Below are 12,912 nucleotides of genomic sequence, written 5' to 3'. Positions count from 1 at the left end.
CTTACAGTTCCGGCTTCGCTTGATTGTGTTCGGCAGCCTGTTCGTAGGCATGAGCCACGCGGTAGACGGTTCCCTCTTCAAACGGTCTCGATATAATCTGCAGTCCGACCGGAAGCCCCTCTGAAAATCCGCACGGTACAGAAATGGCCGGAACTCCTGCAAGGTTTACTGGAATCGTCAGAATATCGTTCGCATACATGGTTAACGGATCATCCACTTTTTCTCCAATCTTAAAGGCTGTCGTTGGAGCGGTTGGCCCGATAATAACGTCATATTTCTCCAGGATTTGATCAAAATCTTGTTTGATGAGTGTCCGTACTTTCTGGGCTTTTTTGTAATACGCATCGTAGTAGCCGGAGCTGAGAGCAAAGGTGCCTAGCATAATGCGGCGTTTTACTTCATCCCCAAAGCCCTGGCTTCTTGTTTCCTTATACATGTCAATCAGGTTATCCGCATTTTGTGCTCGCACGCCGTAGCGGACACCGTCAAAGCGGGCCAGGTTGGCAGAAGCTTCCGAGGAAGCGAGCAGGTAATAGGCTGCTACAGCATACTGGGAATGCGGAAGGGATACTTCTTCCCAGACAGCGCCCTCGCCTTCCAGCACTTTTAATGCTTCAAGTAAGCGGTTTCTCACGTCTTCATTGACGCCTTCCCCGAGATATTCCTTCGGAACGGCAATTTTCAGGCCTTTCACATCTCCCGTCAGCGAAGAAAGATAATCTGAAACATCGACATCTGCCGACGTGGAATCTTTTGTACAATGACCGGCAATCTGGCCAAGAACGAGAGCATTGTCTTCTACATTTTTCGTAAGCGGGCCGATTTGATCCAGAGATGAAGCAAAAGCGACCAGCCCGAACCGGGAGACACGCCCGTATGTTGGTTTCAGACCGACTACGCCGCAGTAGGAGGCCGGCTGGCGGATGGAGCCGCCGGTATCGGAACCAAGCGAGAAGCTGACTTCTCCAGCCGCTACGGATGCTGCTGCTCCTCCGCTGGAACCGCCCGGTACATAATCGGTATTCCAAGGATTTCTTACATTTTTGAATCCGGAATTCTCATTAGATGAGCCCATCGCGAATTCGTCCATGTTTAACTTTCCGATAGTGACCGCTTCCGCTTTTTCGAGCCCGTCCATCACGGTGGCATTATGAACCGGTTCAAAATTGGCCAGCAGCTGACTGGCGCAGGTGGTACGCAGACCGCTCGTGACAATATTGTCTTTTATCCCTGCCGGCAGCCCGAAAAGAAGGCCTCTCGTATTTTCCGTTCCAAGCGCTTCATCCATCTTTTTTGCCTGGTTTTGGGCGGCTTCTTCATTCAAGGTAAGAAACGCCTGGACCTGCTCGTCTACTTCTTTAATACGGCTGAACGAAGCATCGACAAGCTCGGACACTTTCAGTTCTTTATTATGAAGCTTTTTATGTATCGATGAAAAGCTTTCTTCCAGTATCGACATTCTCTAAAGTCCCTCCTTTACTCTAAAACCGATGGTACTTTCACCTGTCCGCCTTCCTGATCTGGTGCGTTTTTCAACGCTTCTTCTCGATCCAGGGACGGGCGTTGTTCATCTTTACGCAGCACATTGTGGATATCAAGTACGTGCGTGGTCGGTTCTACATTTTCGGTCTCGAGTTCATTCAGCTGTTCTGCGAACTCAATAATAGCATCCAGCTGTTCCGTAAACGTAGCTGCTTCCTCTTCCGTCACCGACAGTCGGGCCAAATGCGCCACATGCCTTACTTGCTCCTTTGTAATACGTTCCATTATCCGTCACCTCCGTTGCGTTATCTTCACAATACCTAGATGATACCAAATAAGGAAGCGCCGGGCAACGCATGAGCGGCACCGGCTTTCCTTCTTAATAGACGTGAATATAAGGCTCTTCGCCTGGTTCTTTCACAATCAATGCTTCTGCTCCCTTGGAAGAGTTGATTTCTACTTCGACGCTGAGATCTGGAAACCGCTGTTCCACTTTATCTGTTACATGCTGGGTGAAAGCAATGATTTCAGTCTCGCTGTAAAAAGTAATTGGTATTTCCACTGACAACTCACGCCATTCTCCATTCTGATAGTAGCCTTCTCCCACCACTCCAACAAAGTTCTCGAAAAAGTCATTGACTTCGTCCCTGAACTGGTTAAATGCTTCCGCGTCTTCGCGTTGTTTTTCCGTCGCCTCAGAGGATGGAAACAGCAGATGGTCTTCATTTAGATTCTGCCAGTTGTTCACCTCTTCTTCCGGCTGAGCGGTGCCGGTCGCAATAAAGTTGCCGGGAACACTGGAATCTCTGGGAGCCTCACGGAAAACCGCAAACATGATCGGCACGCTGCGCAGCGCACCATTTTCCCTGTCTTCCCTACGCAGTCTTTCCAACACCTGCGACGCAATTTCCTTCGCAGCTTGCAGGCTTTCCTCCCTGCTGATAGCTTCCTGCAGCCAGGGGCCATAGGTGCCGTCTTCATTGTGCTTGCGGAAGTAATAAATACTGTTCATCGAGAGACCAATGACAATTCCGCCGACCTGTAGATTTCCTTCGTTATTTTCAACAACATAATTGTGTTCAATGATATTAGACAGGGGCCGGGGCTGAGAACTTTCCTGTTCTTCAAAACCTCCTTCTCCTAGCGGAGGATTGAGTCCGGCTTCGTTATCTCCTGACTGTCTCCTCACCCAGTTGTTTAATTCACTGCCGCCGATAAACTGGCCTTCCCGAAAGAAGTAATCCTCCTGATTGAATTCTTCTGTCGCTAATTCCTGCATCCCGACTTCTATTCGTTCCAGGTCCATGCGGTTATACATAACATCCCGGTGAAATTCTCTGGCTGCTCCGCTGATGTATTCTCCATCCTGCAGGATACTTCTATAATAGTTGTCAAGACTCGGTATCTCAGGGCTTACTTCTACCTCTCCATCTTCTGTTGTTTCTTCTTCCTGTTCAATATCCACGCCTTCTTCTCCATCATCCGGTTCCCATCCAGGAATACACCCGGCCAGAAGGAGGAAAGAAGCTGATGCCAGTATTGCTGATTTCCTCCACATTCTTCCATCTCCCCGTTTGTCAGAGCATTACGAATCTACTCTCATTTCTATCATAGAACGTCTGCCTTCCATTCTCAATAACATAACGTGAAACTTCCGTCAGGATTGGGGATAATCGGACAAATGACAAGTCCTATCTTATCTTCCCGCCTCAGTCTCTTCCAGAAATCTAGGTTCCTCCCAAATGTCCACTCCAAGTTCTTCTGCTTTTGTCCGTTTTGAACCTGCATCTGCTCCTGCGACAACAATGTCCGTATTTTTGCTGACGCTTCCGGTTACCTTGCCGCCAAGCGCTTCTATTCGTTCTTTAGCTTCTGTTCTTGTGAGGGCTTCCAGCGTTCCGGTTAAAACAACTGTTTTTCCGCTGAACGTAGTGTTTTCAGAGATGTCCTGTTTTTTCGGGCCTTTATATTCCATATTTAGTCCGAGCTTTTGCAGCTCATCAATCAGTTCATTAACTTCCTGCAGCTCAAAATAACGGACAACTGCTTCCGCCATTTTATCCCCAATTTCATAAACAGCCGTCAATTCTTCATACGTGGCACGGCGCAGACGATCCATTGTATCAAATTCTTCTGCCAGTGTCCGCGCTGCTTTGGCACCGACAAAACGAATGCCAAGGCCGAAAATAAGCTTTTCCAGAGAATTGGCTTTCGAAGCTTCGATGGCCGATAGCAGGTTCTGAACCGATTTTTCCCCCATTCGCTCCAGCTTCAGCAGTTCTTCTTTCTGCAGCTTATACAGATCGGAAATCCCGGCAATTAAATGGTGGCGGAACAACTGCTGAATGACTTTTTCGCCAAGGCCGTCAATATTCATCGCATCGCGGGAGACAAAGTGGATCAGCCCTTCCTGGATCTGGGCCGGACATTGCGGATTAATACAGCGCAGCGCCACCTCTTCCTCCAGGTGGACCAGTTCGCTTTCACAGGCTGGACAGGTGGAAGGCATGGTGAAATCTTTTTCCCTTCCATCCCGTAATTCTTCCAGGACCCTTACAATTTCAGGGATAATGTCCCCTGCTTTTTTCACAACGACCTGATCGCCGATTTTAATATCCTTTTCCCGAATTAAGTCTTCGTTGTGAAGAGACGCCCGCTGCACCGTCGTCCCGGCTACCTGGACAGGGTCAAGAACGGCAGTCGGCGTCACCGCTCCGGTTCGTCCAACGGATAAAATAATATCCTTGAGGGTTGTTACCTTTTCCTCGGCAGGAAATTTATACGCAATCGCCCAGCGCGGACTTTTAGCGGTGAAACCGAGTTTTTCCTGCTGAGCCAGGCTGTTTACTTTCACAACGATGCCGTCGATTTCATAATTAAGGGAGTTGCGCCGTTCCACCCATCCATTTACAAAGGAAATGACTTCTTCAATATCCCTGCAGTATTTACTTTCCGGATTGGTTTTAAAACCTAGTTCTTTCATATATTCGATCGCTTCATAATGGGTGGCTGTTCTCATTTCTTTATCGTTGCCGATCGCGTACGTAAAAATATCCAGATTCCGGTCGGCGGCAATTTTTGGATCCAGCTGCCGCAGTGATCCGGCCGCGGCATTACGAGGATTGGCAAACACTGTCTCGCCCGCCTTTTCTTTGGCTTCATTCAGCCGTTCAAAGGAGCGTTTCGGCATAAAAACCTCTCCACGTACTTCGATGTCGACCGCTTCTTTTAAACGGAGCGGAATCGAACCGACTGTTTTTAAGTTGCTTGTAATATCTTCGCCTGTAGTCCCGTCTCCCCGGGTGGCACCGCGGACAAACCGGCCGTTCTCATATGTGAGCGAGACGGCCAGGCCGTCGATTTTCAATTCACATACGTAATGGAGTTCTTCTTTTGTCCCCTGTCGCGCACGGCGGTCAAAATCGCGCAGATCCTGCTCGTTAAAGGCATTACCAAGACTCATCATCGGAATCTCATGCTGGACCTTCACAAATGCATCGAGCGGTTCCCCGCCGATGCGGACCGTAGGAGAATCTGCTGTCTGCAGTTCCGGATATTCCTGTTCGAGGTTTAATAACTCCTGCAGTTTCTCGTCGTATTCTGCATCCGGGACAATAGGATCGTCCAGCACATAATAATAATATCCGTATTTCTCAAGCAGGCTCCGGAGCTCTTTGACACGCTCTTCCGCTTTCGATTGATCCATTTCCTTCTTCGTCCTTTCTGTCCCATGCTACACTTTTGTGATGGGCGCAAACTTGGCGTAGAGCCGTTTTATCCCCTCTGTGGGAAAGGCGATATCAAGCTCTATTTCTTCGCCTTCTCCTTTAAGACTGACGACTGTGCCGGTTCCCCATTTTTTATGCTCTGCTTTGTCTCCAACCTGCCAGTCATAGCTGCCGGCCCCATGTGCGGTCGAAATCGACCGTCCGACAGGCGGGGCCACGGCTGCCTGCCTGCGGCGTTCAAACGGCGAGCTGTTCTGGCTTGTCCCGCCGGCCTTCATCCACTCCGGCTTATCTTCTTCCTCTTTATCTATCACATCCGCAGGAAGCTCTTCGATAAAACGTGACACCGGGTTGACCTGAGTGCGGCCGTACAACTGCCGCATATAGGAATGGGTCAGATGCAGCTCCTGCTCCGCTCTCGTAATGCCTACATAGGCAAGGCGCCTCTCTTCTTCCATTTCTTCATTCTCAAAGAGCGACCGGCTGTGAGGAAATATACCTTCTTCCATCCCGACCAGAAATACAGCAGGAAATTCGAGTCCTTTCGCGGAATGAAGGGTCATCATAATCACAGCACTCTCTTCTTCATCCTCATCGGCTTGATTCATATCCGCAACCAGGGCCAAATCCGTTAAAAACGCAATCAGCGAGACATCATCGTTTTTCTTTTCAAAATCCTTGGTTACCGACATGAATTCGTCAATGTTTTCCAGCCTGCTCTGGGACTCCAGAGACTTGTCTTCCTTTAAGGCATCGCGGTACCCTGTTTTTTCCAGAAGTTCTTCTACGAGTTCTGTCACCGTCAAGTATTCCTGCATTTGGATCCAGTTCCCCATTTGTTCCGCAAACGACTGCAGTTTCTTTGTCGGCCTTGGTCCCAGTCCGATCTGCTCAGCTTCCTGCAGCGCAGCAAACATGGATATATCGTGGGCATTCGCATATGCGGCAATTTTATCTACAGTTGTCGCCCCAATCCCCCGTTTCGGTACGTTAATAATACGAGATAGGCTGATATCATCATCCGGATTGGCCACGAGACGCAAGTAGGCAAGAACATCTTTAATTTCTTTACGGTCATAGAACTTTGTTCCGCCGATCATATTATAATTGATATTGGATTTCAGAAACATTTCTTCAATAATCCGCGATTGGGCATTCGTGCGGTAAAGGACAGCCATATCAGAAAAATCAAAGCGGCCGCTCTGGACAGCTTCCTTTATTCGTTCCACAATATACGCCGCTTCATCCCTTTCATCAGCGGCACGGAAATAATGAATCTGTTTCCCTTCCTCATTATCGGTCCAGAGCTTTTTCGGTTTTCGTCCCATGTTATTTTGAATGACTTCGTTAGCTGCTTTTAAAATAGTCTGAGTCGACCGGTAATTCTGTTCGAGCAGAATAGAGCGGGCTTCTTCATAATCATTTTCAAAGGAAAGAATGTTCTGGATATCGGCGCCCCGCCATTTGTAAATAGACTGATCGGAATCTCCGACTACACAAATATTGCGGCGGCTTTCCGCAAGCAGATTAACGAGGATATACTGAGCCCGGTTGGTGTCCTGATACTCGTCCACATGAATATATTGAAACTTGCGCTGATAGAAAGAAAGGACCTCCGGTACCTGCCGGAACAGTTTAATCGTCATCATAATCAAGTCGTCAAAATCCAGAGCATGATTGGAACGGAGCCGGCGCTGGTATTCCTTGTAAACGTCGGCTGCGATTTCTTCAAACGGACCGTCCGCCCGTTCTGTAAATTTTTCCGGCGTTTCGAGAACGTTTTTGGCGGAGGAAATCATCCCGAGAATACCGCGGGCATCGAATTTTTTGGAGTCAATATTTTGATCTTTCAATATCTGTTTAATCACCGAGAGCTGGTCCGAGCCGTCCAAAATTGAAAAATTCCGATTGAATCCAATACGGTCAATGTCGCGCCGCAGAATTCTTACACACATCGAGTGGAATGTGGACATCCATATGTCTTCAGCTACCGGGCCGACCAGTTCAGCGACCCGTTCTTTCATTTCCCGTGCAGCCTTGTTCGTAAAGGTTATAGCAAGAATCGAGTACGGAGGAACTCCTTTTTCGCGGATTAAATACGCAATGCGGTGCGTCAGTACTCTTGTCTTGCCGCTTCCGGCCCCGGCCATAATTAAAAGAGGGCCTTCCGTATGCTGAACTGCTTCCCGTTGTTCCGGATTCATCCCGTTAAGCATTTTTTCCACGATTTGTTTTTGCAATCCATCCACCACCTGTGAAACGTATGTTCGTTCCTTTCATTATACGTTATTTCTTTCATTGTTTCCACTATTTTTGACAGCCTTCACGGTTGTCAAAGCTGCGTTTATATCCTCGTACACAATATTTCCGACAATAACCGTATCCGCAATTGCTGCCATTTCCTCCGCCTGTTCCGCATTACGGATACCGCCCCCATAAAATAACCGGGCGTGCTGAAGAGAATCCGCAGCGGCCTTTACCATAGCAGGGCTGCCATATGTTCCACTGTATTCCAGGTAAAACACCGGCAGATGAAATAGGCGGTCAGCCATTAAAGCACTGGCTTTGACATCTTCTTCATCGTAAGAAACATCTGCTTCTGTTAATGATGCTACTTTCGCGCCTTCATTCAGCACACAGTAACCTTCCGCGATAATGTCTTCCCAGTCCATCATTGTGCCGTATTCTTTCAGGGCTTTTTGATGCATCCCCGTAATCCAGCGGGTATCACCAGCATTCAGTACCGTGGGAATCAGAAAATAATCAAATCCAGGTGTGATCGATTCAAGCGTCGAAATTTCCAGGGCACAGGCGACCGAATAACGACGGACCCTCGATAACAGCGACAGGGTATTATCGAGCGTCACATTATCACTGCCGCCTACGATCACTGCGTCCGTCCCTGATTCACAAACCTTCTCCAGCGAGTCCTCATCAATCTCCTTAGCCGGATCCAGTTTAAACGCGTGCTGCCATTCTGTATATTCAAGCATTGCTGCTCCTCCATCAAGTCATAGTGCATATCCAACGTCTAATTATAGCAAAAACAATCCTGTGCCTCAAAAGCCCGCCGGCTCTCATTCTATCTTTTATTCCCCGGTTTACCGGTTTTTCTTTGATTCCCGGAAACTAAAATAAATTTCTTCAGCGGGGGTATTCCAGTAAATCTGCGGGTTCCTCAGAATCTACGTGAATATCTCCGATTTCCACATAAGAAAGCCTTTCGTGCGTGTGTTCCTTTGTAAAAATAAGAAATATATCCTGTGATTCCCGTTGATACAACGCTCTGATCTCTCCCGTCCGGGCCTCTACATTTAACCGGTCGGGACTGCCTATCTGATGTTCAATATCCTCCAGCGGCGGCTGCCACTCCGTCATTTTTCTTCCTGCCGCATATATGGTTCCATTTTTAGCATATAAGGAACATTTTTCATCTGGATAAATAACCGTTTCTTCTGCCGGTCCGTTCTCGGTTTCTATGGTCTCCCCTTTTTCAATAGCTTCACACCCCGGGATAACCAGGCTGCTGTCAAGATCCGCTGTTTCCACTTCTTTCAGCCATGTGATCCAGTCTGAGTTTTCCATATCTTGTGCTGCTCCGCCATTTTCCCAGGTGGCGGCTTCCGGCTGGTCTTCTCTATACCACATCATCACCAATACAAGAGCTGCCAGTAAAACCACCGCTGCTCCCGACATCCAGATAGAACGGTGTTTCTTTGACGGTTGAAGCGGTGGGACAGAAGCTGTATCGGCCTCATCGAGGGGTTCGTTGTACTGCATGAGGGATACAATATCATCTTCGTGTTCTTCATTCGGTTCAGATAAAGCAGGTCCCGGAGGGCTTATCCTTTGACTCTCCTCCCGGACGGCGGGACCTGCCTCTTTTTCTGCTTCAATGACAGGCGGGGAAAGCGGGGAAGGCACCTCCTCAAAAACAGATTCTCTCCGTACCGCCATCACCCATGTATGCAGAGCCCACCTGGTCAGAGAAACAGAGGAGGACCCATTTTCTGTCACTCTTTCTATCCAGTCTGCCAGAGCGGGCTCGTCCTGCAGATCAAGGTGTTCTATCTTTTCCACCGTGCCATCTTCAAGCATTTCTGTTAATAGAATGATATCTTCCCGGTCATTTCCATAAAGCTCCTGGAGGGCGTTTTTTAAATGATGATTACGTCGGCACCAATTCAATCCAAAATGAGATACAAAGGACTGGACACTATTTGCAATATAATCATTCATACTCTTCCCTCCCTGCTTTCCTATTCCCTGTTTCCTCAGGATTCGATCCTGTAACCTGAATTGTTAAAAAAGCAGCCCTGTCTCCAACGGCGGCCAGTGCTTCCTATTTCTTCCGAACGGAAAAAAACTGCCTCCAAGATGGGATGCCGCCCATCTTGAAAGACAGTGTTCTCCTACTGCTGCTTTTCCTGTTTTTCCTGTTCCCGCACCCGTTCCAGTGTCATTTGATAGCTGTCGTTACCAAAGTTGAGGCATCGTTTCACTCTGGAAATGGTAGCGGTGCTCGCTCCTGTTTCTGTTTCAATCTTATGGTAAGTATGTCCGTGCTGCAGCATCCGTGCTACTTCCAGACGTTGAGCCAGGGATTGAATTTCATTGATGGTACATAAATCATCGAAAAATTCATAGCACTCTTCTACATCCTGAAGAGACAATATGGCTCGAAACAGCTGGTCCAATTCTTTGCCTCTTAATTTATCAATTTGCAATGCGTGAACACCTCTTTTTCAGCAGATACTTGAATGGCTTTGTTGAGTAAAGGAGCAGTTTATTCGACGCCTTGTACGCTGCCTTCGATTCCTGATGAAGAAGGGATCACATTAATCCAGGTTTTCCCCGGAGCAAACGGAATGTCCTGTCCATCTTTGACTGGAAGAATCCGTCCCTCTTCCTTCTTCCATTGTACCGTTAATGCTTTACCATTTTGAAGCAATAAACCTTCCCCGCCGCTTGATAAGTCGATCTCCCGGCGTCCTTTATCATCTATCACCCGATGCGGTGCTTCCACAATAAAAATATTTTTAACAGCCGTCTGTTCGTCAGTCGCTGTATCTATGGCGGCCGTATTGTCACTGGAGCGTTCGTATTGCTCCTCCTCTTCATCATATGAAAATTTTACAACATATTTATCCCGATACCAAATGGAGACATCTTCCGCCTCCGAAGCGGTTGAATCAGAATACCCTTCTTCTTTAAAGTGATTGGGACTAACATCCTGCTCCATCTCATACCCTTTACTGCTCAATCCCTGTAAAGCATCTTCAAATGTTATGTAGGAGTTATGAGGCGCCTGTCTCTCCGAAGAACGTTGAAACAGGGTGCCGTCATGAAACAAACCGTTAAGATAGGGAGCAGCTCCGCTCTGCAGCATCTGTTTTGCCTCCGGACTCCACCCATGAGCTACAAACAATGAATCGTAACCGGCTGCCAGATCGATAAAGTAATCTCTCGCACTGCGGACAGGACCCAGCTCTTCCGGCTGTTCGCTTTGATAAACCGCCAAAAACCTTGTCATGTCTCCTTCGGTCAACACTTCATACACAATATCTGCTTTATTAATGCCTGTCTGAGGACGCGCTTTCGGATGATTGTTAATCATCACAGCCACCGGCCGGTAAGGAGACACCTCATCTGTCCCCTCCCCGGTTAACGGCTCTGTTTCATCATACTCCTCTTCTTCCGGTTCTTCCCGGTCTGCTGATGAATTCTCCACCGTCTTTTCTTCCGGTTCGGCCTGGACAGGCTCATGATCCGCACTATCCTCCTCAGCCGGAGCCTCCGTGTTCTCTTCCGGAGAGCAGGCACTGCCCAGAAGGAAACAAAACGAACAACCGATTAGAGCATACTTTTTCATGCGTATTTCATCCTTTATTGTTTAAAATATCCTTTTACAGTTTAACGCATAATCGCCGGAAAGAGTACCGATTTTTTATGCACATCAAAAATTCCTTTTTGCGTGATGCGGATATAAGGCAAATGAGTCGAGGAGAAAAACAGCAGACTGTATATCGGATCCTCGTGCGGATAGCCCCTGTCTTTCAACGCCTTTTCCATTCTTTCATGCTGTTCGATGACATTCCCCATCGGTTCTAGCGACATCGCTCCGAAAAGTTTTAACGGAATGCTTTCGATCAACGTTTCATCCTCCACCAGAAACAACCCGCCGTCATGATTTTTGAGCTCTTGAAACGCTTTGACCATATCCCGTTTGCGTTTACCGATCAATACAATATCTCCAGTATTGGAGAACGTTGTCGCGAATCCGCCGATATTGGTCCCAAATCCTTTAATTACTGTATTGATCCGCCATTTCCCAAAGCGGTCGAGCATGACAAAGAAACATTCGTTATGTTCTTCTGTGAGTTCCTCAGTCGTGACATCAATACTGACCTGATACGGTTTTAGAATGACAGAGTTAACAAGCTCCAGACCCATCGGCATCGAAAAGTGCAGGTCATCTTCCTGCAGGTGCCAGTCAATCATGAACGGATGCACCCCGTAAGAAGACCATTTGAAATCCCGCGGCGGATAACGATTCTCTCCATCCTTCAATATCCACTGTCCTTTCGCCAATACAGCTTCCGGCACCGGATTCTTTGAATCTTCAAGGATATTCAAATGAGCCACCCGTCCCGGCGCAATCATGCCGATCTGATCATCGATTCCAAAGTGACGGGCACTGTTATAACTGGCCATTTCATAAGCCTCGATTTCCGGGACCCCTTTTTCCAGAGCGATGGCGATGGTTTTATCAATGACCCCCTGTTTGTAAAAAGAAGGGGTAGAGCCGTCTGTGTTCAATGTGAACCGGCTGTAATCGGTGATTCCCGCTTCCAGCAATTCTTCCAGAATCTGCGGCAGATCAGGCCGGATTGAAGAGTAACGGAGGGAAGTGGTCATACCCGCATCCAGACGCCGAAGGGCTTCTTCCCCGGTCATTGCCTCATGATCACCGTTCACGCCAAGCAGAGACATTTGATTAACAGTCCGGGCGGAGGCACCAGGAAGATGGCCTTCAATCGGCTTATTCAATTCCTTTGTATACTGCATCCAGTGAAGAACGGTATCATCCCCGGTCATCACCTTCGGCCAGGAGGTAAGCTCTCCCCCCTGGAGTACCAGCGGATGTTCAAGCCAGGCTTTCATATCAGATGGGGAAAAAATAGCATCTTCTTCTTCCAGTTCCGTTTGAGCGTCATATCTTGCCCACCAGAACATGGAGGTCGGCAGCTCATCAAGATCCTCAATAAGTGTAAGCGCTTTCTCTTTTTGAATATTTAAAAAGAAGAACATGTTGTCATTAACCAATGTGGTTGTTCCCCGAATCGATGCATATTCCGCAAACGTGTGGGGATTATATAATTGAAATGGATGAGCATGGGGTTCAATATAACCCGGCACGATATACTTTTCACTGCAGTCCACAATTTCTGTCCCTGTGGTTAAGGCCGGCCAGTCTTTACCGGCATATACGATCCGATCTTCATAAATCCAGATATGACCCTCAAGCCAGGCTTTGCGGGCACTGCTTAAGTACGTCGCGTTTTTCAAGACCTTCGTAGGGGCGGTTTCTCCCCGGATGACGGAAAGCTGCCTTCTTAACGTCTCTTTATTCCAGGGAAATAATTGTTGTGCTGCCAACATCATCACCTGCTTTCTGTCAACGTTGCTTATTTATTTTATT

Annotated in this window: 10 protein-coding genes; all 10 read right to left on the bottom strand. The window is 47.8% G+C overall.

The genetic code is table 11. From position 1 onward, the window contains the following. Position 1 precedes the first annotated feature (1 nt). A complete protein-coding gene (gatA, locus tag G475_RS0112085) occupies positions 2-1,459 on the bottom strand; it encodes an Asp-tRNA(Asn)/Glu-tRNA(Gln) amidotransferase subunit GatA (protein WP_026701530.1) in 1,458 nt (485 codons plus the stop codon). Positions 1,460-1,476: 17 nt separating this feature from the next. Next, complete coding sequence (gene gatC / locus G475_RS0112080) at positions 1,477-1,767, bottom strand: Asp-tRNA(Asn)/Glu-tRNA(Gln) amidotransferase subunit GatC (protein WP_026701529.1); 291 nt, start codon at positions 1,765-1,767, stop codon at positions 1,477-1,479. 94 nt (positions 1,768-1,861) lie between these two features. After that, entirely contained in the window at positions 1,862-3,040 is a 1,179-nt protein-coding gene (locus G475_RS0112075; protein ID WP_026701528.1) for a CamS family sex pheromone protein, read from the bottom strand. 138 nt (positions 3,041-3,178) lie between these two features. Further along, complete coding sequence (gene ligA, locus G475_RS0112070; RefSeq protein ID WP_026701527.1) at positions 3,179-5,188, bottom strand: NAD-dependent DNA ligase LigA; 2,010 nt, start codon at positions 5,186-5,188, stop codon at positions 3,179-3,181. 27 nt (positions 5,189-5,215) lie between these two features. Then, on the bottom strand, positions 5,216-7,426 hold the full coding sequence (pcrA, locus tag G475_RS0112065; RefSeq protein ID WP_051302477.1) for a DNA helicase PcrA: 2,211 nt from the start codon (positions 7,424-7,426) through the stop codon (positions 5,216-5,218). Positions 7,427-7,489: 63 nt separating this feature from the next. Next, entirely contained in the window at positions 7,490-8,203 is a 714-nt protein-coding gene (gene pcrB / locus G475_RS0112060; protein ID WP_026701525.1) for a heptaprenylglyceryl phosphate synthase, read from the bottom strand. A 151-nt stretch (positions 8,204-8,354) separates the two neighbouring features. Then, complete coding sequence (locus G475_RS0112055; protein ID WP_026701524.1) at positions 8,355-9,449, bottom strand: hypothetical protein; 1,095 nt, start codon at positions 9,447-9,449, stop codon at positions 8,355-8,357. A 173-nt stretch (positions 9,450-9,622) separates the two neighbouring features. Then, positions 9,623-9,937 carry a YerC/YecD family TrpR-related protein gene (locus G475_RS0112050; protein WP_026701523.1) on the bottom strand — a complete coding sequence of 105 codons (315 nt, stop codon included), beginning with the start codon at positions 9,935-9,937 and terminating at the stop codon, positions 9,623-9,625. Positions 9,938-9,996: 59 nt separating this feature from the next. Continuing rightward, the gene (locus G475_RS0112045) at positions 9,997-11,082 is read right to left on the bottom strand and encodes a DUF3048 domain-containing protein (protein ID WP_026701522.1); all 1,086 of its coding nucleotides are present in this window, start codon (positions 11,080-11,082) and stop codon (positions 9,997-9,999) included. 41 nt (positions 11,083-11,123) lie between these two features. Continuing rightward, positions 11,124-12,875 (bottom strand): adenine deaminase C-terminal domain-containing protein, encoded by a 1,752-nt coding sequence (locus G475_RS0112040; protein WP_156911679.1) that lies wholly within the window; start codon positions 12,873-12,875, stop codon positions 11,124-11,126. Positions 12,876-12,912: the final 37 nt, after the last annotated feature.

The sequence above is a fragment of the Salibacterium aidingense DSM 18341 genome (genome assembly GCF_000429685.1).
Taxonomy (GTDB): domain Bacteria; phylum Bacillota; class Bacilli; order Bacillales; family Marinococcaceae; genus Salibacterium; species Salibacterium aidingense.
Note: the sequence above shows the minus strand (reverse complement) of the source record. Positions and strands in the feature narration are given on the sequence as shown.